This window comes from Streptomyces albidoflavus, assembly GCF_000719955.1.
Lineage (GTDB): Bacteria > Actinomycetota > Actinomycetes > Streptomycetales > Streptomycetaceae > Streptomyces > Streptomyces albidoflavus.
This window is the reverse complement of record NZ_JOII01000028.1, coordinates 15,342-36,306: the sequence shown is the minus strand read 5'-3', so window position 1 is coordinate 36,306 and position 20,965 is coordinate 15,342. Positions and strand designations below refer to the sequence as shown.

The following is a 20,965-nucleotide window of genomic DNA, read 5'->3' as shown; positions in this document are numbered from 1 at the left end:
AGCGTACACGATACTTCTATCGTAAACAACACTTCAATGCGTTGACGGCGTCAACACGCCTTACTGGTAGGTCACAGGTCGTGTTCGTCCATCAGGCGCATCAGGTTCCGTTTGCGCTTCTGGGTGGCGCGCAGGTCGGTGACGTACGTGGTGAAGTCGTCCGGCGTGCCGAGGTGACGGTGGCAGTCGCGGATGCCCAGGAGCAGGCTGACGAGCTGTTCGTAGGCGTGGTTGCCGGTCTGGCAGGTGAGCGGGGCGGCCAGGCGGTGGTAGACGGCGAGGGCACCGGCGGGGCGGGTGGTGCGAGATCGGTCGGCGAGGGTGAGCCACTGGCCGTCGTGGGCGCCGTGCTCCGTGGCCGCGCACCAGGCGGCATCCGTGTCCTCGTCGTCCAGGAAGACGTCGACGAGGACGCGCCCACCGCAGCCTTTCGCCCGTTCCGCGTCGGTGCGCAACAAGGCCAGAGCCTTCTCGCGCTCGGGCGGCCAACATGCGGCGGCCCTGGCTGCGGCGCGCAGCTGCTGGTAGGCAAGCAGGCTGCGGCGGGCGGCGAAGTGGTCACGGCGCAGGGTGACGGCGTCGGCGAGCCGGCCGGTTCGGGTGTAGCGGTCGGTGAGGTGGTCGACCAGGGCGGTGTCGACAGTGGCGAGGTCCTCAGCGTCGCGGATGCCGCGCTCGGCCCACTCCAGGGCTTCGGCGGGGCGACCGGCGGTGTCCAGTTCGCGGGCGATGAGCAGGTGGGTGTGACCATTCGGCGCGAGGTCGGCGGCGTGCACGGCGATCACCGTGTCGACGTCCCGGCCCGACTTCGCCAGGCGCTGCAGCAGGTGCCTCTCGGCCCAGCCGGTGCGGTTGGCCGTCCATGCTTCCGTCGCGTACCGGCGCAGGGCGATCAGTCCCTGCTCGCCGAGCAGGTCTTCGTAGTCGAGCGGGTCGATGTCCGTCAGGTCGGCCGCTTCGTCGAGCGCGTGGGTCACCAGCCAGTGCGCGAGTTCCTCGGGCTCGGGCGTGGCTTCATAGCAGGCGTCGCGGTGGGCGTCGGCGAGGCCGGCGCCGATCTGGCCGAGCCAGCCGTCGGAGTCGTCGACGCTCTCGGCCACCCCGGCCAGCAGCCCGATCGCCTCCCGCGACAGCGCTATCGCGTCGGAGGCCCGGCCGGAGCCGGTCAGCGAGCGGATCGCGGACACCGCCTGCCCGGCCTGGTCGGCGTAGGCGCGGGCGTCGGCGTACTCGACGTAGCCGTACTGGGCGAACGGGCCGATGTCGAGCAGCTCACGGATGCGGAACCGGATCCCGGCCAGGTCTCCGCGAGCACTCGCCGCCCGCAGCTCCAGGCGGCGCCCAAGCTGCCGGTCCTCGGCGATCTCGTCTCGTACGAGAGTGAGCAGTTCCTCCCGCGACAGGGCGGACAGCCAGGTATCGAGGCCGCGCGCCCGGTCCCGGGCCGACTCCCGCAGACGCGGGAGGTCCGCCTCCTGGGCGATCACGGTCAGGCCGAGAGCGACCAGGTGCTTGCAGAAGTTGCCCTCCTGGCCGTACGGGCAGTCACACGTGCCCGCCGGCCCCTTCCCCTTGCGCCCACCCAGGACGAGCTCCGTCTCGTACCGTTCCGTTCCGTGCACCGACGCCCTGATCCAGCCGTCACCGAACTCCACACCGGACACCTCGTCGACGTAACCGAGCCCGCGCCCGAACGAACGCTCGCCGGCCAGCACCCTCAGCTTCGCCTCCGTAAGACCGCCCAAAACTCTCCGCGCTCCGCTCCGGCTCGGACTCCCCCACCAACTGCGCTCACACTAACGGCCGCCGGATCGAACAACCCCAGGGATCAGTACGGCGCCACCTCCGCGCGTCGCTGCTGCTTCCAGCAACTCGCACGCCCTCCAAGTCCCGCCGGCTCCGCCGCCCGGCCGACGGATCCTCCTCGCACCAGACCGTCAACGACTGATTCCCTGCGGCGCCTCACGCCCCGCCTGTATGGTCGTCGACCACCCCGGCTCCCCGGGCCTTCCCCGAAAGGCGCCGCATGACCCAGCCCGCCACTGTGAACCTGACGAAGGCCTCGCCCACGGTCTCCCTGGACAAGCACGGCGTGACCTCGGGACTGGTCAAGGTCAACCTCAACTGGACCTCACCGCAGGCCGCCGCCCAGCGGGCGGCCGGCGAGGCCCATGGCCTGTTCGGCCGGATACGGGCATCGCTGCGGTCGGCCGCGGCCAGGCATATGGATCTCGACCTCGGCTGCATGATCCGCTGCACCGACGGCTCCAAGACCGTGGTGCAGGCACTGGGCAACGCGTTCGGCACGGTGGACCGCTTCCCGTACGTCGCCCTCGACGCGGACGACCGGACCGGCGCCCGTGAGACGGGAGAGAACCTCGTCATCAACTTGGACCACCAGGCCGAGTTCCAGAAGCTCCTACTCTTCGTCTACATCTACGAAGGGTCCGGCGACTTCCGCGGCCTCGACGCCGTGGTGACGCTGACCTCCGACCGCGGTGACCGCTTCCGGGTGGTTCTGGACGAGTGCCCGCCGCAGGCACACGCCTGCGCCATCGCCCTCATCAAGCGGCAGAAGGGCGAACTCGTCATCGGCCGCGAGGTGCGCTGGTTCACTCCGCAGGACGGCCCCGGTGTCCAGGACGTGATCTCCCGCGCCTACCGGCTCGGCATGAAATGGACCCCCGGTCGGAAGTGACGCCCCCTGCCACGGACAGACCGCGTACGCCCTCAGGCGCACTCGACACTCGACCGGCATACGACCTTGCGGTTACCGGGAGCCGCCGCATTCCCTGCGGTCAGGCACACTCGGCCATCCATGCACGCGACCACCCACTCGTTCGAATCGAGGGCCGGTGCACGCACCCCTACACCCACCAACGCCCCACGGCATCCGCCACGTTGCACCAGACTTTCAAAACAAGCCGGAAAGCATGCAATGGCAACCAAGCAGAACGTTTTGTTTTCGCGGAACATGCGTGAGGCTGGGCCACTAACATAGAATCAGATGCTCTGATGACCTGGTAAAACATCGGAAAACGACGGCCTCCGGAGTCATGTGCGCGGTTTCGAATCCCGCCGGCGGAAAAGGCGACACTGGCTACCTCTTCAGGCGAACCCTCCACGCAGCACCCACCCTGCACCACGATCACTGACAGCATCCGCCCGTCACGCAGCCATAATCCGAGGGCAGACCATTGGAACGGCCGGTCAATGAACGTCAGCTTGCGGTTCTTGAGTGGGTGGAAGCCGGGTGTCCTGCCAGCGTATGGGAGACCAGCTCCTACAAAACCACCTGTCAGGCACTGCAGAACCGGGGCCTGGTCACGGTCTCCCGCAAGGGTGGGCAGTGGAGCGTCGCTCTGACGAGCGCCGGTCGGCACTACCTGGCACACGGCACGTACCCTCCCCGCAGGCCTCGCCCACGGAAGGCCCAGGCCGCCACTCCGCAACCGCCGCCCACCCGAGCGCAGGAAATTCCGGCAGCTGGGCGAAAGCCCAGCCCTCCTCCACGGCCTCGCGTGACCTTCACGGAGCAGTTGTTACAGGAGCTCGCGGGGGCGGGCGGCCGACTCGTCAAATGCGGCAGCGGTCCGGAGTTGGAGAAGTGGCCGTCGCGTGTAGCTGCGGCGCGCAGATCCGGAAGGATCCCGGAGACGAAGGAGCTCTATGGAGGTTGGTGCCGTGGCGGGTACGAGATCAAGCTCGTCAACATGCCAGCCTGGCGCCTCGCGCCCCTCGAACCCGTCCCTGTGCCCTCGCGACTCGTGCGGCCGCACACCGTGGTCCGGGCCATGCAGAACGAGTCCCAGCCGCTAGGCCTGACCAAGCCCGTCCAGGGACGTGCCCTCCGGCTCATCCAGGCACTGATCAGCGCCACCGAGAACGAAGGGCACTCCAGTTCAGCCGGACAGACCGGCTCCGCTCCCCCGCCCCATCGCCGCCGCAGGGCGTCTCCCCACTTCACCATCACCGCGCAGGGCCAGACCGTGGAGTTCCTCGTCCTTCAGGAGCAGGACCGGACTGAGCACGTCGCCACCGAGAAGGAACTCGCCGAGGCCAAGAAGAACTCCTGGATCAGGATCCCCGCTATGACTACACCCCGTCCGAACGCCTCCGCTTCGTCCTCAGCGGCGGCCAGCCGCACCGGGCGAGCGAATGGTCCGACACCCCAGGGCGCTCCCTAGAGAACCAGCTCGCCGAGATCGTGCAGGAGGTCACGCTTCGCGGCGAAGCCGCTGAACGCAGACGTCTCGACGAGATCGAAGCAGCGCGCCAGAAGCGCATCCGCTGGGAAGCCGCCATGGACGAAGCGCGCGTCCAGTACGCAGAGGCGTATCGGGTCAGGCATTTCGAGGCGCAGGAAGCGGCATGGCGTCACGCCACCGGACTCGCGGAGTACGTCAGCGCCGTACGCACCCGAGTCGACGCCATGCCCCCAGGCCAGACCAGGACCGAAGCCGAAACGTGGATCGACTGGGCAGCAACACGCGTGGAGCGCCTCGACCCTCTGAACACACCGCCCCGACTGCCCGACATCCCCGAACCACGAGCCGACGATCTCAGGCCCTTTCTCGGGCACTGGAGCCCATACGGCCCCTGACACGACACGGACCGGACACCTCATCTAGCGTCACAGAACGTCACTACCGAGAAGGGATGGGCAGGGGCGGCCAACAGCTCAGCAGCCAGCGCCCCGGCCACCTCAGCGTGCCTGAGAGCAGACAGCTGAGGGCTCCACTCGATGGTCGGCAAGCCTGCATGACGACCCATCAGAAACCGTGCCGTCCGTGCGTCAAACGTGCGTCACGTGCGTCAGATATGCGTCAAGATATCGCACCTAACGCACGTAACGCCCATAACGCACACTCGGAGAAACAGCAGGTCAGGAGCCCTTTGAGGCGGGCTCAAGGATCGCGACACACTCCACATGATGCGTCATCGGAAACAGATCGAACGCCCGCATCACCCGCACCCGGTATCCGCCCTCGCGGAAGTACCCCAAGTCCCGGGCCAGTGCCGCCGGGTCGCAGGCCACGTACGCGATCCGCCGGGCTCCCAGCGAGCACAGCCGGGCCACGGTCTGCTTGCCGGCGCCTGCCCTCGGGGGGTCGAGGACGATGAGGTCGGTCTCGGTGATGCCGGTGCGGGGGAGGACCTGTTCGACCTTGCCCTGTTCGATGCGGACGCGGTCGAAGCCCTTGAGGTTGTGGCGGGCGTCCTCGACGGCGCGTTTGGTGACCTCGATGCCGAGGACGGCGCCCTTGTCGCCGACGCGGTCGGCCAGGGCGCCGGCGAAGAGGCCGACGCCGCAGTAGAGGTCGAGGGCGGTGTCGCCCTTGCGCGGGAGGAGGCCCTGCATGACGGCCTCGACGAGGGTGTCGGCGGCCTTGGGGTGGACCTGCCAGAAGCCGCCGTTGCCGACGCGCCAGGTGTGGTCGTCGGCGCGTTCGCGGACGAAGGCGCGGCCGTGGACGCGGTGGACGCCGCCGTCGCGCTCGTCGACGCGGAGGACCGAGACCGGGCGGTCCAGCTCGACCAGGGGGAGGCGGGCGCCGGGGCGCGGGGTGAGGACGACCTGGCGGTCGCCGGAGCCGGAGGCGGCGATGGCCTCGACCGACTCCATGCCGCTCCAGTCGCGCTGCTCGATGCCGAGTTCGCTGACGCCCTCTGCGGCGATCATGCAGTGCTCGACGGGCTCGACCTCGTGCGAGCGGTGGCGGCGCAGTCCGGCGCGGCCGTCGGCGTCGATCGCGTACTGGACGCGGGTGCGCCAGGCCGGGACCTCGCCGGCAGGGAGCTTGTCGCCGGGGGCGGGGGCGACGGTGCCGTCCCAGCCGGCCTGTTCGGGGGTGAGCCCGGCCAGGTGCTGGAGCTGCTCGGCGATGACCTCGCCCTTGAGGCGGCGCTGGGCGCCGGGCTTGGCGTGCTGCCAGTCGCAGCCGCCGCAGCGGCCGGGGCCGGCGTACGGGCAGGGGGCCGGGACGCGGTCCTTGGCGGCGTCGAGGATCTCGACGGCGTCGGCGCGCAGGAAGCGGGAGGTCTCGTCGCCGTGGGTGACCCGGGCGACGACGCGCTCGCCGGGCAGGGTGTGGCGGACGAAGAGGACGCGTCCGGCCTCGGTGCGGGCGACGCAATGCCCGCCGTGGGCGACGGGCCCGACCTCGACCTCGTACTCCTCCCCCACGAGCGACCCCGGTGACGTCTGCGGTTCTTGCGGCATGAGGGGGTGACTCCAAAGGAAGGGGAGAGCGAGGGGCACGAGGTTGCGGCGGCGGGCGCAGCCGCAACCTCCCAGTGTACGGGCGCCGGGCGGCCCGGCGTCACGGGCGGCGGTCGCCCTCCCGGCGGCCGCCGGTGCCCTTCTTCTCCACGGGGCCGCGGCGGACGTCGCCGGGGGCGGACCAGTTGGCGCGGCGGCGGGCGCGGACCTTGGCCGCCTCGGAGGATTCCAGCTGGTAGGGGACGGAGGTGACCATGACGCCGGGGGTGAAGTGCAGGCGCCCCTTGAGCCGCAGCGCGGACTGGTTGTGCAGCAGGTGCTCGTACCAGTGGCCGACCACGTACTCCGGGATGATCAGGCTGACCACGTCGCGCGGGTGCTCCTTGCGCAGGCGCTTGACGTACTCGATGACCGGGCGGGTGATCTCGCGGTACGGGGAGTTGATGATCTTCAGGGGGACCTCGATGCCGCGGCGCTCCCACTCCTCGCGCAGGGCGCGGGTGTCCTCGGTGTCGACGTTGATGGTGAGCGCCTCCAGGCTGTCGGCGCGCATCAGCTTGGCGTAGGCGAGGGCCCGCAGGGTGGGGCGGTGGAGCTTGGAGACGAGGACGATCGAGTGCATGCGCGAGGGGCGCAGGGTCTCGTCCTCGCGGTCGTCGGCGGGGGCCGCGATCTCCTCGGCGACCTTGTCGTAGTGCCGGCGGATGGAGGTCATGACGGCGTAGAAGAGGACCATGCCGAGGACGGCGACCCAGGCGCCGTGGCTGAACTTGGTCACCAGGACGACGATCAGGACCAGGCAGGTGATGACGGCGCCGAAGGCGTTGATCGAGCGGACCCGGTGGATGTGGAGGCGCTTGCGCGGGTCCTCCTCGGTGGGCAGCTCCTTGTTCCAGTGCCGGACCATGCCGATCTGGCTGAGGGTGAAGGAGACGAAGACGCCGACGATGTACAGCTGGATGAGCCGGGTGGAGTCGGCGCCGTAGACGACGACCAGCAGGGCGGCGGCGCCGGACAGCAGGATGATGCCGTTGGAGAAGGCGAGGCGGTCGCCGCGGGTGTGGAGCTGGCGCGGCAGGTACGAGTCGCGGGCGAGGATCGAGCCCAGCAGCGGGAAGCCGTTGAACGCAGTGTTGGCCGCCAGGAAGAGGACCAGCGCGGTGGCGACGGCGAGCAGGACGAAGAGGAAGGTGCCGTCGCCGAAGACCGCGGCGGCGACCTGGGTGATCACCGGCTGCTGGACGTAGTCGGGGCCGACCGGCACCCCGTTGTCGTACAGGTCCTTGGCCGGGTACTCGGCCATGCGGACGCCGGTCTCGCGGGCCAGGGCGATGATGCCGCAGAACATGGTGGCGGCGAGCAGGCCCATCAGCGCCAGCGTGGTGGCGGCGTTGCGGCTCTTGGGGCGGCGGAAGGCGGGGACGCCGTTGCTGATCGCCTCGACACCGGTGAGCGCGGCGCAGCCGGAGGAGAAGGCGCGCAGCAGCAGGAAGACGAGGGCGAAGCCGGCGAGGCCCGGGTGCTCCGGCTTGATCTCGAACTCCGCGGTGGGCGCGGACATGGACTCGCCGAGGATCAGACCCCGGACGACGCCCCAGATCAGCATGAGGAAGACGCCGCCGACGAAGACGTAGGTGGGGATGGCGAAGAGCTTGCCCGACTCCCGGACGCCGCGCAGGTTCATCACCGAGAGCAGGGCGATGGCGACGATCGCGCAGAGCGTCTTGTGCTCGACGACGAAGGGGATGGCCGATCCGAGGTTCTCGATGCCGGCGGAGACCGACACGGCCACGGTCAGCACGTAGTCGACGAGGAGGGCGCTGGCGACGGTGCGTCCCGCCCGCGGGCCCAGGTTGGCCTTGGCCACCTCGTAGGTGCCGCCGCCGTTGGGGTAGGCGTGCACGGTCTGCCGGTAGGAGGTGACCACGGTGGCCATCAGGACCACCACCGCCAGCGCGATCCAGGGGCTGAAGTGGTACGCCGACGCGCCCGCCAGCGAAAGGATCAGCAGCACCTCGCCGGGCGCGTAGGCGACCGAGGAGAGCGGGTCGGAGGCGAAGACGGGGAGGGCGATCCGCTTGGGGAGGAGGGTCTCCCCCAGCTTGTCGCTGGGCAGTGCGCGCCCGATGAGGAGCCGTTTGGGCACGTCGGTCAGTTTGGACACGTCGGGGATCGTAAGCGCTCCCCGAGGCCGCCACCGCGCAGCCGGAGCACCGCCCGGCGGGTCGGAGAGCCCTTCCGGAGGCCGCCGGAAAGGTGACGTTACGCACCTTTTGGCGCGCCCGCCTCCTGACGCTCCAGGCTTTTTGTCCGCAATGGGGCCGGAGGCGGCCGTGAGGCGTGCCACAGCCCTCCGGGGGGCGCCACGCCGCGCCTTGACGGCTTCTTGACGAGCCGCTCACACGTTCTTGACGGTGACCCTGACGGCCTCTTGACGCGCCGTCGGCCGGGGCGCCGCGAGGCACGGGCCCGCTGGCCCGGCGGGCGCCCCCGCCCCCTTAAGCTCGTGCCGGGCCCACCGCCGTGGCGGGGGCCCGATCCGGGTGCGGCCGCACGGCTCGCCCGGACCGGCCGAGGAGAAGAGTGAGCAGGGTGTCGTCGCAGATCAGCCCGAAGACCAGGAGTGCGGGGTAAGGATCGGTGCACATCGTCATCATGGGCTGCGGCCGGGTGGGTTCCACGCTGGCGCAGACCCTGGAGCAGCAGGGGCACACGGTCGCCGTGGTGGACCAGGACCCCACCGCGTTCCGGCGCCTCGGCGCGGGGTTCGGCGGGCGCCGGGTCACCGGGGTCGGCTTCGACCAGGACACGCTGCGTGAGGCCGGGATCGAGGAGGCGGGCGCGTTCGCCGCGGTGAGCAGCGGCGACAACTCCAACATCATCGCCGCCCGGGTCGCCCGCGAGACCTTCGGCATCGAGAACGTCGCCGCCCGCATCTACGACCCGCGCCGCGCCGAGGTCTACCAGCGGCTCGGCATCCCCACCGTCGCCACCGTCCGCTGGACCGCCGACCAGATGCTGCGCCGGCTGCTGCCCTCGGGCGCGGAGCCGCTGTGGCGGGACCCGACGGGCGGCGTGCAGCTCGCCGAGGTGTACACCTCCCCGGTGTGGATCGGCCAGAAGATCAGCCGGCTCCAGGAGGAGACGGGGGTGCGGGTGGCGTTCCTGACCCGGCTGGGCGAGGCGATGCTGCCGACCTCCCAGACGGTGCTCCAGGAGGGCGACCTCGTACACGTGATGATGCGTCCCGAGGACGTCGCCGAGGTCGAGGCGGCGTTCGCCGAGGGGCCCGAGGAGGACGGACAGCGATGAGGGTCGCCATTGCGGGGGCGGGGGCCGTGGGCCGGTCCATCGCCGGTGAGCTGCTGGAGAACGGCCACGAGATCCTGCTGATCGACAAGACGCCGAGCGCGATCTCGGTGGAGCGGGTGCCGCGCGCCGAGTGGCTGCTCGCCGACGCCTGCGAGATCACCTCGCTGGACGAGGCCGCGCTCCAGCGCTGCCACGTGGTGATCGCGGCGACCGGGGACGACAAGGTCAACCTGGTGGTGTCGCTGCTCGCCAAGACGGAGTACGGGGTTCCGCGCGTCGTCTCCCGGGTCAACAACCCGAAGAACGAGTGGCTCTTCAACGAGTCCTGGGGCGTCGACGTCGCCGTCTCCACGCCCCGCCTCATGTCGGCCCTGGTCGAGGAGGCCGTCAGCGTCGGCGACCTGGTCCGGCTGCTGCGGTTCAGCCAGGGTGACGCCAACCTGGTCGAGTTGACGCTGCCGCCGGAGTCGACCCTGGCCGGCATCCGCGTCGGCGACGTCCGCTGGCCCGAGGACACCTCGCTGGTCACCATCATCCGGGGCTCCCGGGTCCTCACCCCCTCCCCGGAGGAGGCGCTGGAGCCCGGCGACGAACTCCTCTTCGTCGCGGCCCAGGCCCAGGAGGAGCGGCTGGAGGAACTCCTCTCCGCCCGCCACGGCCCCGAGCACCGCCCGTCCGCCGGCCGCGAGGACGGCCCCCGGAACACCTGACGGGTACGGCATGGCGAAGGGCCCGGAACCGAGCGGTTCCGGGCCCTTCGCCATGCCGTACGGCGGGGAACGTCAGCTCTCCCCCTGCTCCTTGGCGGCCTTGGCCGCCTTCTCGGCCTTCTCTGCCTCCTCGGCGGCCTCCATCTCGGCGAAGACGTCGATCGGCGCGGGCGCCTTGGCGAGGAAGACCCAGGTCAGCCAGACGGCGAGCAGGAACGGCGGGATCTTCAGCGAGACCAGGACCCAGCCGAGCTGCGTGGTGTCGGCCCACCAGTAGAGCGGGAAGAGGATCGCGCACTTGGCCAGCAGGATGAAGCCCCAGGCGTAGCTGGCCCGGGTGTACGCCTTCTTGCGGCCGGGGTTGCGGGTCCGCCAGGAGAGGTTCTCCTTGAAGATCGGGCCGAGGATGAGGCCGATCAGGGGGACGCCGGCGACGGCGGTGAGGATGTACGCGAGCGAGAGGCCCAGCGTGTACAGCATGCCGGGCAGGTAGAAGTCCTTGGCGTTGCCCGTCATCATCGCGAAGACGACACCGAAGGCGACGCCGAAGACGCCGCTGAAGGCGTGCTTGACGGTGTCCCGCCGCACCAGCCGGGCGACGCCCAGCACCAGCGAGACGGCGAGCGCCGCGATGGCGGAGACGTGCAGGTCCGCGTTGATCGTGTAGATGGTCACGAAGAGCAGGCCCGGCAGGACCGTCTCGACCATGCCGCGCACGCCGCCGAACGCCTCGAAGAGGGCGGCCTCGGTGACGGCGCGGGCGTCGGCGTCGGTGGTGCTGTGGGGGGCGTCGGCGTCGGGCGCCGCACTCCGGTGGTCGGTCGGCTTGTCGATGGACGTCACCGGTCACTCCCGTCCGAGCGGTCTCAGTTCGTACTTCGGGTTGAACAGCGTGCGGCGGCCGTGGCTCATGGCGACCCGGCCCGAGGCGATCAGTTTGCGGCCCGGTTCGATGCCGGTGATGGAGCGCCGGCCGAGCCAGACCACGTCGAGCGAGCCGGAGCCGTCGAACAGCTCGGCCTCCAGCGCGGGCACCCCCGCCCGGGGGCGGAGGGTGACCGTCCGCAAGGTACCAGTAACGGTGACCATCTCCCGGTCGCCGCAGGTGTCGATGCGGGCGCAGCCGCTGGTCGCGGCCTCCTCACGGAGTTCGTCGGACTCCAGCCGCTCCTGCGGGGCGGAGATGTCCGACAGCCGGTCCAGCATGCGCCGGAACCGGCCGGCGGGCTTCTCGGGACGCGGGGCTGCACTCATGGATGCAGCCTACCCAAGCACGGGTGCCCGGCGCGGGTCACGCCGTCGTCACCCCTGCGGGCGGCGCTCGAACCGGTATCCCATTCCGGGCTCGGTGATGAAGTGGCGCGGGTGGGCCGGGTCGGTCTCCAGCTTGCGGCGGAGCTGGGCCATGTAGACCCGCAGGTAGTTGGACTCGGTGCCGTACGAGGGGCCCCAGACCTCCTGGAGGAGCTGCTTCTGGCTGACCAGGCGGCCGGTGTTGCGGACCAGCACCTCCAGGAGGTGCCACTCGGTGGGGGTGAGCCGGACGTCGCGGCCCTGGCGGTGGACGCGCTTGGCGGCGAGGTCGACGGTGAAGTCGGCGGCGTCCACCACCTCGGCCTCCTCGTCGGGGGCGGCGGGCTCGGTGCGGCGGACGGCGGCGCGCAGCCGGGCCAGCAGCTCGTCCATGCCGAACGGCTTGGTGACGTAGTCGTCGGCCCCGGCGTCGAGGGCCTGCACCTTCTCGTCGGAGCTCTGCCGGGCGGAGAGCACCAGCACCGGGACGCGGGACCAGGAGCGCAGCCCGCGCAGGACGTCCACGCCGTCCATGTCGGGCAGGCCGAGGTCGAGGACGATCACGTCGGGGTGGCGCTCGGCGGCGAGCCGGAGCGCGGTGGTGCCGTCGCCGGCGGAGTCGACCTCGTACTGGCGGGCCCGGAGGTTCAGCTCCAGGGCACGGACGATCTGGGGTTCGTCGTCGACCACGAGGACCCGGGTCATCTCGGGGTGCCTTTCTGTCCGGTCGCGGGTCATGACGTGACCTGCGCGGGAAGTACGGTACGGGCCCCGGCGCGGGGGCCGGTGACCGCCCTCAGGGTGAGGACCATGGTGAGGCCGCCGCCCGGGGTGTCCTCGGCGTTGAGGGTGCCGCCCATGGCCTCGGCGAAGCCCCGGGCGACCGCGAGGCCGAGGCCCACCCCCGCGCCGCGCGGAGCGTCACCGTACCGCTGGAAGGGGGCGAAGATGCGGTCCTTGGCGTCATCGGGGACCCCGGGGCCGCGGTCCATGACGCGCAGTTCCACCCGGTCACCCAGGGCGCTGGCGGCGACCAGCACGGGGGCGCCCTCGGGCGCGTACTTGACGGCGTTCTCGACGACGTTGGCGACAGAGCGTTCCAGCAGGCCGGGGTCGACGGCGACCATCGGGAGCGTCTCGGGGATGTCGAGCTGGGCGCTGCCCTCGGGGACGCCGCCGAGCGCCATCGGGACCACCTCGTCGAGGTCGATCTCGCGGATCAGCGGGGTGACGGTGCCGGTCTGGAGGCGGGACATGTCCAGGAGGTTGCCGACCAGGTGGTCGAGGCGGTCGGCGCCGTGCTCGATGGACTCCAGCAGCTCGGCCTCGTCCTGCTCGGACCAGGCCACGTCGTCGGAGCGCAGCGAGGTGACCGAGGCCTTGATCGCGGCGAGCGGGGTGCGCAGGTCGTGGCTGACGGCGGCGAGCAGGGCGGTGCGGATGCGGTTGCCCTCGGCGAGGCGGCGGGCCTGGTCGGCCTCGTCCTGGAGCCGCTGGCGGTCCAGGACGACGGCGGCCTGGGCGGCGAAGGCGGCCAGCACGCGGCGGTCCTCGGCGGGCAGCACCCGGCCGCAGAGGGCGAGCGCCATGTGGTCGCCGACCGGCATGTCCACGTCGGCGTCCTCGGGCCGCTCCAGCGGACGCGGGCCGACGCTGCCGGCGCAGGTCCAGGGGGTGCGGTCGTCCTCGCGCTCCAGCAGGGCGACGGACTCCATGGCGAAGGTCTCCCGTACCCGCTCCAGCAGGGCGTCGAGGGTGGTGGCGCCGCGCAACACGCTGCCGGCGAGGAAGGAGAGGATCTCCGACTCGGCGCGCAGCCGGGCCGCCTGGTGGGTACGGCGGGCTGCGAGGTCGACCACCGAGGCGACGGAGACGGCGACCGCGAAGGAGATCACGATCGCGACGATGTTCTCCGGGTCGGAGATGGTCAGGGTGCGGGTGGGCGGGGTGAAGTAGAAGTTCAGCAGGGCCGAGCAGAGCGCGGCCGAGGCCAGCGCCGGGAGCAGCCCGCCGACCAGGGCGGCGCCGACGGTCAGCGAGAGGAAGAGCAGCACGTCGTTGGCGAGCCCGGGGCCGTGGTCCAGGGAGGAGAGCACGATGGCGAGCAGGGCGGGGCCGCAGACCGCGATGAACCAGCCCCACAGGATGCGCGAGCGGCCGAGCCGGGCGCCCCGGGCCACCGGCAGGCCCCGGCCCTGCCCGACCTCCTCGTGGGTGACGATGTGCACGTCGAGGTCGGGGGTGGACTCGCGGGCCACCGTGGCGCCGACGCCGGGCCCGAAGACGTACTGCCAGCTCTTGCGGCGGGAGGAGCCGAGGACGATCTGGGTGGCGTTGACGCCGCGGGCGAACTCCAGCAGGGCGGAGGGGATGTCGTCGCCGATGACGTGGTGGAAGGTGCCGCCGAGGTCCTCGACCAGGGTGCGCTGGAGGGCCAGCTCCTTGGGGGAGGCGGTGGTCAGGCCGCCGTCGCGGCGGGCGATGTAGACGGCGAGTATCTCGCTGCCGGAGCCCTTGGCGGCCATCCGCGCGGCGCGCCGGATCAGGGTGCGGCCCTCGGGCCCGCCGGTGAGGCCGACCACGATGCGTTCGCGGGCCTGCCAGGTGGAGCGGATGTTGTGCTCGCCCCGGTACTTCTGGAGGTACTCGTCGGCGCGGTCGGCGGTCCAGAGCAGGGCCAGCTCGCGCAGGGCGGTGAGGTTGCCGGGGCGGAAGTAGTTGGAGAGGGCGGCGTCGACCTTGTCGGACTGGTAGACGTTGCCGTGGGCGAGGCGGCGGCGGAGCGCCTGGGGCGACATGTCGACCAGCTCGATCTGGTCGGCGCGGCGGACCACCTCGTCGGGGACGGTCTCCTGCTGCCGTACGCCGGTTATCGCCTCGACCACGTCGCCGAGTGACTCCAGGTGCTGGATGTTGACGGTGGAGATCACCGAGATCCCGGCGGCCAGCAGCTCCTCGACGTCCTGCCAGCGCTTGGCGTTGCGGGCGCCGGGGGCGTTGGTGTGGGCCAGCTCGTCGACGAGGGCGACGGCGGGGCGCCGGGCGAGGACCGCCTCGACGTCCATCTCGGGCGTCTGCGGGGTCCCCCCGTCGCCGTCGGGGCCGCCCAGCGGCTCGATCAGCTCCAGCCCTTCGAGGAGGGCCAGGGTGCGGGGCCGGTCGTGGTGGGCGACGAAGCCGATGACGCAGTCGGTGCCGCGCCCGACCCGCCGGTGCGCCTCGGAGAGCATGGCGTACGTCTTGCCGACGCCCGGTGCGGCGCCCAGGTATATGCGCAGTGTGCCTCGTCCCATGGGCCCATTGTCCGCCAGCGCGCTACTGCTCGGTCAGCTCGCCGTCCGAGAGTTCCAGCACGCGGTCGGCGAGGCCGAGGAGGGTGGTGTCGTGGGTGGCGACCAGCACGGTGACCCGCTCGCTGCGGACCACGGCGCGCAGCAGTTCCATGACGGCGAGGCCGGTCTCCGCGTCGAGCTGGCCGGTGGGCTCGTCGGCGATGAGCAGGGCCGGGCGGTTGGCGAGGGCGCGGGCGACGGCCACGCGCTGCTGCTGGCCGCCGGAGAGCTCGCCGGGGCGCTGGCGGGCGTGGTCGGCCAGGCCCACCAGGGAGAGCAGCAGGGCGACGCGTTCCTCGCGCTCGGCGGCCTCGGCGCGGCGCAGCCGCAGCGGGACGCCGACGTTCTCGGCGGCGCTCAGGACGGGGATCAGGCCGAACGACTGGAAGATGAAGCCGATCCGGTCGCGGCGCAGCTCCAGCAGCCCCTTCTCGCCGAGGCCGCTCAGCTCGCGCCCGTCCACGACGACGGAGCCGCCGTCGGGCTCGTCGAGGCCGCCGACCAGGTTGAGCAGGGTGGTCTTGCCGGAGCCGGAGCGGCCCTTGAGGGCGACCAGCTCGCCGCGGGGGATGTCGAAGGAGACCCCGCGCAGCGCGTGCACGGCGCCCTCCCCGGTGCCGTACGAGCGGCGCAGCCCGCGGACCTTGACCATCGGCTCCTCGCCGGTGCCCGCCGCCGCGCCCGCGTCCTCGGTGAGCGTGCCGCCCCCTGCTGTCCGCCCTGCCATGTCCCACTCCCCCGTCGTGCCGTGCCGGGCGCCAGTATCGGTGGGCGGCGCCCGGCCGGGCAAGGGGTTCAGCGGGCGGTGTAGGCGCCGTCGACCAGGTGGTAGCTGCCGTGCACGAAGGACGCGCGGTCGGAGAGGAGGAAGGCGATGACCTCGGCGACCTCCTCGGAGCGGCCGAGCCGGCCCGCCGGGTGGAGCTGGACGAGGCCGTCGTACGCCTGCTTGTCCATGCCCTGGAGGAGCGGGGTGTCGATGAAGCCGGGGCCGACCGCGTTGATCCGGACGCCCTGGGCGGCGTACTCGGTGGCGGCGGTCTTGGTCAGGCCGACGACGCCGTGCTTGGCGGCGACGTAGGCGGGCGAGCCGGCGAAGCCGACCGAGCCGAGGATGGAGGCGGTGTTGACGATGGCGCCGCCGCCGGCCGCGAGCAGGGCCGGGATCTCGTACCGCATCGAGTAGAAGACGCCGTCGAGGTTGGTGCGGACGACGCGGTTCCAGACGTCGATGTCGTAGTCGCCGGTGGGGGCGGACTCGCCGCCGATCCCGGCGTTGTTGACGGCCAGGTGGAGGGCGCCGTACGTGTCCTGGGCGAAGCGGACGGCGGCCTCCACGGAGGCGGGGTCGGTCACGTCGACGGTGACGGCGGACGCCTCTACGGACTCGTCGCGCAGCGCGGCGGCGGCGGAGGCGGCGCCCTCGGCGTTGTAGTCGGCGATGACGACGCGGGCGCCGCCCTGGCCGAGCCGGCGGGCGGTGGCCAGGCCGATGCCGGAGGCGGCGCCGGTGACGAGGGCGGTGCGGCCGGCGAACTCGTCGGGGGAGACGGGCGTGGCGGAGGGAAGGGGTGCGCTGGTGCTCATGGTGCTGTCCTTCTGTTCACGGTGCGTGGGGGGCCGCCAGGGCGACCTCCCCGAGGAGCACGTCGAAGCTCTGCTCGACCAGGTCGGGCAGGCGCTCGGCGCTTTCGGGGCCGCCCCGCCACCACTGGCGCAGGGCGGCCGTCAGGACGCCGGCCGCGGCGCCGACCACGACGCCGGGACCGGGGTCCTCGGCCGGGTCGGTGCCGAGCCGCTCGGCGATGATCCGGACCGACTCCTCCTGGGCGTCGGCGCGGATGCGTTCGAAGGCGGCGAAGAGCGTGGGTTCGTCGTCGACGAGGGCCAGCAGGGACCGCACCCGGGGCAGCTGGTGCCAGCCGGGGGCGCGGGTGTCGGCCAGCCAGTCGCGTACGGCGCGCCGGTAGGCGACGAGCGGGGGCTCGCAGGCCGGGCGGGCGCGGAGTGCGGCGTTGATGGCGGCGCCGTCGTCGCGGGTGAAGTCGAGCGCCGCGTCCTCCTTGCCGCCGAAGTGGCGGCTGAAGGTGCGGCGCGTGACGTCCGCGCGCTGGGCGACGGCCTCGACGGTCACGGCGTTCAGGCCGCGTTCGAGGATGAGATCGAGGGCGGCAGCGGCGAGCGCGGTCCGGGTCTGCCGGGCCTTGAGCCGTCTGCGGTCCTCCCCCGAAGTCTCCGTCGCCTTCATGTTTCCGACGGTACTCCTGAGGCGTCCGCAAGGGACATGTGTCCCGGTGGGACGTACCTCTCAGCCCCGGGCGGCCATGATCGGGAACAAATCCGGGGTGCGGGTGCGGGTGCGGCAACGCGACGGGCCGCACCCCTGACGAGGGTGCGGCCCGTGCGGCGGCGGTGCGGGTGGAGCGGGTGCGGTCAGCGGATCTCGGTGATCTCCGGACCGCGTGCGAGCTGGCCCATGCCGCCGGAGAAGCGGGAGGTCTGCTGGTTCTCCTGCTGGACGCCCTCGGGCACCATCTGGGCGTCGTCGGGGAGCTTCAGGACGATCGGGTCGCGGGGCGCCATCGGGCCCTCACCGCGGACCACGACGGTGTCCTGGAAGATCTGCTCCAGCAGCCCGGCCGCCTGCGGCTGCACCGCGCCCTGGCCGGAGATGACCCCGCGCAGGAACCAGCGGGGCCCGTCGATGCCGACGAAGCGGACGACCTGGTAGCCGCTCTTGCCGTCGGGGAGCTGGACGGGAACCTGCGCGCGCAGCTCCCAGCCGAGCGGGCCCTCGACCTCCTCGATGATGCCGCCCTGCTGGGTGATGCCCGAGCCGATCTCCTCGCGGACCTCGCCCCAGATGCCCTCCTTCTTGGGCGCGGCGAAACCCTGGAGCTGGATGGCGCTGTCCCGCAGGACGACGGTGGCGGCGACGATCGCGTCCCCGGCCACCTCCACGCGCAGCTCCATGCCCTCCACCCCGGGCACGAACAGACCGCCGAGGTCGACGCGGCCCTCACCGGGCTCGCGGACCTCCGAGGCGTCCCAGGGGCCGTCGGGGCGCGGGGCCGGCGGCAGCGCCGTCCGGCGCGTCGCCGACTCCTCGGCGTCCGCGCTCTCCTCGGCCTGCCCGGTCTCCCCGGTCACGCCCGCCGTGTCCTCGGCGGAGTCGGTCTTCTTGCGACGTCCGAACACGTCACTGTCCTTCCCGGTCGGCTACGACCGAAGCGTAATGGTTCCCACCCTCGCCGCCGCCCACGGCGGAATGCCCGCCGGTGGACCCGAAGCCCCCTTCGGCCCGTACCGAGCCGGGAAGCTCCGACACTTCGTGAAAGCGCACCGTCTCGACCTGCTGGACGACCAGTTGGGCGATCCGGTCGAAGCGCTCGAACCGCACCTTCTCGCGCGGGTCGAGGTTGACCACGATCACCTTGATCTCCCCACGGTACCCGGCATCAATCGTCCCGGGGGCATTCACCAGCGCCAGACCGCAGCGGGCCGCGAGGCCCGAACGGGGGTGGACGAAGGCGGCGTACCCCTCGGGCAGCGCGATCGCGATCCCGGTCGGCAGCACTGCCCGCTCCCCCGGGGCCAGCACGGCCGGCTCGGTGGTGCACAGGTCGGCGCCGGCGTCGCCCGGGTTGCCGTAGGCGGGCAGCGGCACCTCGGGGTGCAGCCGCCGCACGCGCAGGTCCAGCGGGGGGCGCGTCACGGGTTCACCTCGAAGGCGCGGACCCGGCGGATCTGGTCGGGGTCGTCCATGGCGGCCTGGATCTCCTCCGGACGGCCGTTGTCGGTGAAGTGCTCGACCTTGACCTCGACGAAGAGCGCGTCGGCGCGGACCGCGACCGGCCCGTCGGGGGCGTTGAGGCGGCCCTCGGCGGTGGCGTAGATCTTGCGCCCGTCGACGGCGGTCACCTCGGCGGACAGGTGCAGCACGGTGCCGACCGGCACGGGCCGCAGGTAGTCGGTCTCCAGACGGCCGGTGACCGAGATGACCCGCAGCAGCCAGTTGAGGGCACCCAGCGTGTCGTCGAGCGCGGTGGCCAGCAGTCCGCCGTGGGCGAGGCCGGGGGCGCCCTGGTGCTCGGGGCGTACCAGGAACTCGGCGGTCACCGAGACGCCCTCACCGGCCTTCGCCGCGAGGTGCAGTCCGTGCGGCTGCTCGCCGCCACAGCCGAAACAGTGCTCGTAGTGCGTACCGATGGGCTCGCCGGGGGCCGGGGCATCGGGGTGCCGCACCGGCGCCAGGGCGCTGTCCGGGGGCGTCAACGCAGGTGTTCGTCCACTCACAGGCGCAGACCTTACCCGTGCGTCGGCTTCCGGCAGGCACCGTGCCAAGCTGATCCCATGCATCCCAACACTCCGCAGTACGCCGAGCGCCTCACCGCGCCCCGCGCCTGGTGGGCCCTGGTGGCGATCGCCGGGCTCACCTCGGGCCTGATCGTCATGCCGCTCGGCGTGCTGGCGATGCTCATCGGTCTGGTCGTCGGTGCGGCGGCGGGCGCGGCGGGACTGAGCACGTACGGCTCGGCGCAGATCCGCGTGGTGGGGGACGCGCTGGTCGCGGGCGACGCGCGCATCCCGCTGTCGGCGCTCGGGGCGGCGGAGCCGCTGGACGCCGAGGAGACAGTGGCCTGGCGCAGCCACAAGGCCGACTCGCGCGCCTTCATGCTCCTGCGCAGCTACATCCCGACGGCCGTACGCGTCGAGGTCACCGACCCGGCCGACCCCACCCCGTACCTGTACCTGTCCACGCGTGACCCCGAGCGCCTGGCGGCGGCGCTCTCCCCTGTCCGCGAAGGATGACGCGGCGGGGCGCGCCGGATTCACAGGGTTCGGCGTAGCTGGGCTCCGTCGTTCCGCCTCGGCGCCGTCCCGGTACCGGTGAGGTGGCCTCAGACGCCGGCCGGGCTTGATTGGGCCGGGCTCCCGGCGATTGGGCCGGCCTCCCGGCGCGAGGAGCCGAAACCCCGCCCACCGGCACCGAGGCCATGCGGCAGCGAACGCCCCAGCGAGCAACCGCCAACCGAAGCCCGGCCGGCGATTGAGGCCACCCACAGGCACCGAAGACGTGCGGCAGCAAACGCAGCAGCTCGCCCGAATCAAGCCCGGCCGGCGATTGAGGCCACCCGGGCGTGCCCGGTGGGGCCGTCAGGTGGGCCGGTTGTCGTCGCGGGGCGCGGGCGGGAGTGCGTGCGGGAGGGTGGCAGGGGGCAGCTCGGGCCTGTCCAGGGGCGGGAGGGACGTGAGCTGGTCCCAGGGGACCTGGGCGGCACGCAGGTCCTGCCGGACGCGCTCGGCGAGCTTGCGGGTGTCACGGCGGTTCATGACCGCGCCGACGGCCGCGCCCACCAGGAAGGGGACGAGGTTCGGCAGGTTGCGGATCATGCGCTTGGTGATCTGCTGGCGCAGGTCGCGCTTGAGGGGCCCGCTGAGCGCCGCGGTGATGGTGAGCGGGCGGACGACGTCGATCCCCCGCTCGTTGGTCCAGGAGGTCAGATAGGCCGTCGCCCGGCGCGTGGCCCCGCCTTCGGGCCGCTGCCCGTAGACCTCGTGGAGTTCGGCGATGAGCTTCAGCTCTATCGCGGCCACGGCGGTGATCTCCGCGGCCAGTTCGGCCGGCATGGCCGGCGGCACCGGGAGCATGGCGGCAGCGCCCACCGAGGCCCCCACCGTGGAGGTGCCGTGGGCGGCGCCGCTGATGAGTTTGTCCGCGAGCTGTTCGGGGCCGAGGCCCGGGAACTGCGCGCGGAGGGTGTGGAGGTCGCGCACCGGGATGCGCGGGGCGATCTCGATGACACGGTCGGCGAGAACGCCGAGTCCGGCCTTGGCGTTGCGCCCCTGCCGGAGCAGTCCGTCCCGTACGGCCGCCACGCGGCCGGGAGCGGGTGTGGCGGGCTCGGTGGCCGCAGGGCCTTCCCCCGTGCCCGTACCGCCGCTGTGGGGCCCTGGGGCCCCGTCCGTGGCGTCGGCTGCCTCGAGCGAGGCCCCAAGGCCCCGCTCGCCGTCAGATTCCGCCGGGGACGGCGCGCCGTCCCCCCGCCGCTTCAGGAAGGGAAACTTCCGCGGCGGTGTCGTGCCTGTCACGG

General features: G+C 72.1%; 20 protein-coding genes. 6 read left to right on the top strand and 14 right to left on the bottom strand.

The window, feature by feature from the left end; all coding sequences use genetic code 11:
- Positions 1-71 precede the first annotated feature (71 nt).
- Positions 72-1,745: an SWIM zinc finger family protein gene (locus IF45_RS0124260; protein ID WP_030309540.1), complete on the bottom strand. Its 1,674-nt coding sequence runs from the start codon at positions 1,743-1,745 to the stop codon at positions 72-74.
- Between the two features lie 299 nt (positions 1,746-2,044).
- Between IF45_RS0124260 and IF45_RS0124255 the strand changes: the two genes are divergently transcribed.
- The 3 genes from IF45_RS0124255 to IF45_RS34045 all read left to right on the top strand — a co-directional run bounded on the left by IF45_RS0124255 (position 2,045) and on the right by IF45_RS34045 (position 4,603).
- On the top strand, positions 2,045-2,698 hold the full coding sequence (locus IF45_RS0124255; RefSeq protein ID WP_242534256.1) for a hypothetical protein: 654 nt from the start codon (positions 2,045-2,047) through the stop codon (positions 2,696-2,698).
- Positions 2,699-3,794: 1,096 nt separating this feature from the next.
- The gene (locus tag IF45_RS34050; RefSeq protein ID WP_157846487.1) at positions 3,795-4,187 is read left to right on the top strand and encodes a hypothetical protein; all 393 of its coding nucleotides are present in this window, start codon (positions 3,795-3,797) and stop codon (positions 4,185-4,187) included.
- 20 nt (positions 4,188-4,207) lie between these two features.
- Positions 4,208-4,603, top strand: coding sequence for a hypothetical protein (locus tag IF45_RS34045; RefSeq protein WP_078842921.1), 396 nt, complete (start codon positions 4,208-4,210; stop codon positions 4,601-4,603).
- 282 nt (positions 4,604-4,885) lie between these two features.
- Here IF45_RS34045 and IF45_RS0124245 read toward each other — a convergent pair whose 3' ends face one another.
- Together IF45_RS0124245 and IF45_RS0124240 are read right to left on the bottom strand one after the other, a co-directional pair.
- Positions 4,886-6,223, bottom strand: coding sequence for a class I SAM-dependent RNA methyltransferase (locus IF45_RS0124245; RefSeq protein WP_030309537.1), 1,338 nt, complete (start codon positions 6,221-6,223; stop codon positions 4,886-4,888).
- A 100-nt stretch (positions 6,224-6,323) separates the two neighbouring features.
- Positions 6,324-8,387 (bottom strand): APC family permease, encoded by a 2,064-nt coding sequence (locus tag IF45_RS0124240; protein ID WP_003951352.1) that lies wholly within the window; start codon positions 8,385-8,387, stop codon positions 6,324-6,326.
- A gap of 476 nt (positions 8,388-8,863) precedes the next feature.
- Between IF45_RS0124240 and IF45_RS0124235 the strand changes: the two genes are divergently transcribed.
- Together IF45_RS0124235 and IF45_RS0124230 are read left to right on the top strand one after the other, a co-directional pair.
- Positions 8,864-9,535 carry a potassium channel family protein gene (locus tag IF45_RS0124235; RefSeq protein WP_003951351.1) on the top strand — a complete coding sequence of 224 codons (672 nt, stop codon included), beginning with the start codon at positions 8,864-8,866 and terminating at the stop codon, positions 9,533-9,535.
- Positions 9,532-10,245, top strand: a complete 714-nt coding sequence (locus IF45_RS0124230; protein WP_015506972.1) for a potassium channel family protein — start codon at positions 9,532-9,534, stop codon at positions 10,243-10,245. The genes IF45_RS0124235 and IF45_RS0124230 overlap by 4 nt, the downstream gene beginning before the upstream one ends.
- A gap of 72 nt (positions 10,246-10,317) precedes the next feature.
- On the opposite strand, the gene IF45_RS0124225 is transcribed toward IF45_RS0124230, so the two are convergent.
- The 10 genes from IF45_RS0124225 to IF45_RS0124180 all read right to left on the bottom strand — a co-directional run bounded on the left by IF45_RS0124225 (position 10,318) and on the right by IF45_RS0124180 (position 19,166).
- A complete protein-coding gene (locus tag IF45_RS0124225; RefSeq protein WP_003951349.1) occupies positions 10,318-11,088 on the bottom strand; it encodes a DUF3159 domain-containing protein in 771 nt (256 codons plus the stop codon).
- A 3-nt stretch (positions 11,089-11,091) separates the two neighbouring features.
- On the bottom strand, positions 11,092-11,499 hold the full coding sequence (locus tag IF45_RS0124220) for an OB-fold nucleic acid binding domain-containing protein (protein ID WP_003951348.1): 408 nt from the start codon (positions 11,497-11,499) through the stop codon (positions 11,092-11,094).
- Between the two features lie 48 nt (positions 11,500-11,547).
- Entirely contained in the window at positions 11,548-12,243 is a 696-nt protein-coding gene (locus IF45_RS0124215; RefSeq protein WP_003951347.1) for a response regulator, read from the bottom strand.
- A gap of 29 nt (positions 12,244-12,272) precedes the next feature.
- Positions 12,273-14,831: an ATP-binding protein gene (locus IF45_RS0124210; protein WP_030309534.1), complete on the bottom strand. Its 2,559-nt coding sequence runs from the start codon at positions 14,829-14,831 to the stop codon at positions 12,273-12,275.
- Between the two features lie 22 nt (positions 14,832-14,853).
- The gene (locus IF45_RS0124205; protein ID WP_018895959.1) at positions 14,854-15,597 is read right to left on the bottom strand and encodes an ABC transporter ATP-binding protein; all 744 of its coding nucleotides are present in this window, start codon (positions 15,595-15,597) and stop codon (positions 14,854-14,856) included.
- A gap of 68 nt (positions 15,598-15,665) precedes the next feature.
- A complete protein-coding gene (locus IF45_RS0124200; RefSeq protein WP_003951344.1) occupies positions 15,666-16,457 on the bottom strand; it encodes an SDR family NAD(P)-dependent oxidoreductase in 792 nt (263 codons plus the stop codon).
- Between the two features lie 16 nt (positions 16,458-16,473).
- A complete protein-coding gene (locus IF45_RS0124195) occupies positions 16,474-17,118 on the bottom strand; it encodes a TetR/AcrR family transcriptional regulator (RefSeq protein WP_003951343.1) in 645 nt (214 codons plus the stop codon).
- A gap of 185 nt (positions 17,119-17,303) precedes the next feature.
- Positions 17,304-18,068 carry a DUF3710 domain-containing protein gene (locus IF45_RS0124190; RefSeq protein WP_003951342.1) on the bottom strand — a complete coding sequence of 255 codons (765 nt, stop codon included), beginning with the start codon at positions 18,066-18,068 and terminating at the stop codon, positions 17,304-17,306.
- A 1-nt stretch (position 18,069) separates the two neighbouring features.
- Positions 18,070-18,585, bottom strand: a complete 516-nt coding sequence (gene dut / locus IF45_RS0124185; protein ID WP_003951341.1) for a dUTP diphosphatase — start codon at positions 18,583-18,585, stop codon at positions 18,070-18,072.
- The gene (locus IF45_RS0124180; protein ID WP_003951340.1) at positions 18,582-19,166 is read right to left on the bottom strand and encodes a PaaI family thioesterase; all 585 of its coding nucleotides are present in this window, start codon (positions 19,164-19,166) and stop codon (positions 18,582-18,584) included. The genes dut and IF45_RS0124180 overlap by 4 nt, the downstream gene beginning before the upstream one ends.
- Positions 19,167-19,223: 57 nt before the next feature.
- Here IF45_RS0124180 and IF45_RS0124175 point away from each other — a divergent pair, with 57 nt between their 5' ends.
- Complete coding sequence (locus IF45_RS0124175) at positions 19,224-19,682, top strand: DUF3093 domain-containing protein (RefSeq protein WP_003951339.1); 459 nt, start codon at positions 19,224-19,226, stop codon at positions 19,680-19,682.
- Between the two features lie 345 nt (positions 19,683-20,027).
- Here IF45_RS0124175 and IF45_RS31565 read toward each other — a convergent pair whose 3' ends face one another.
- Positions 20,028-20,963 (bottom strand): hypothetical protein, encoded by a 936-nt coding sequence (locus tag IF45_RS31565; protein WP_003951338.1) that lies wholly within the window; start codon positions 20,961-20,963, stop codon positions 20,028-20,030.
- Positions 20,964-20,965 lie beyond the last annotated feature (2 nt).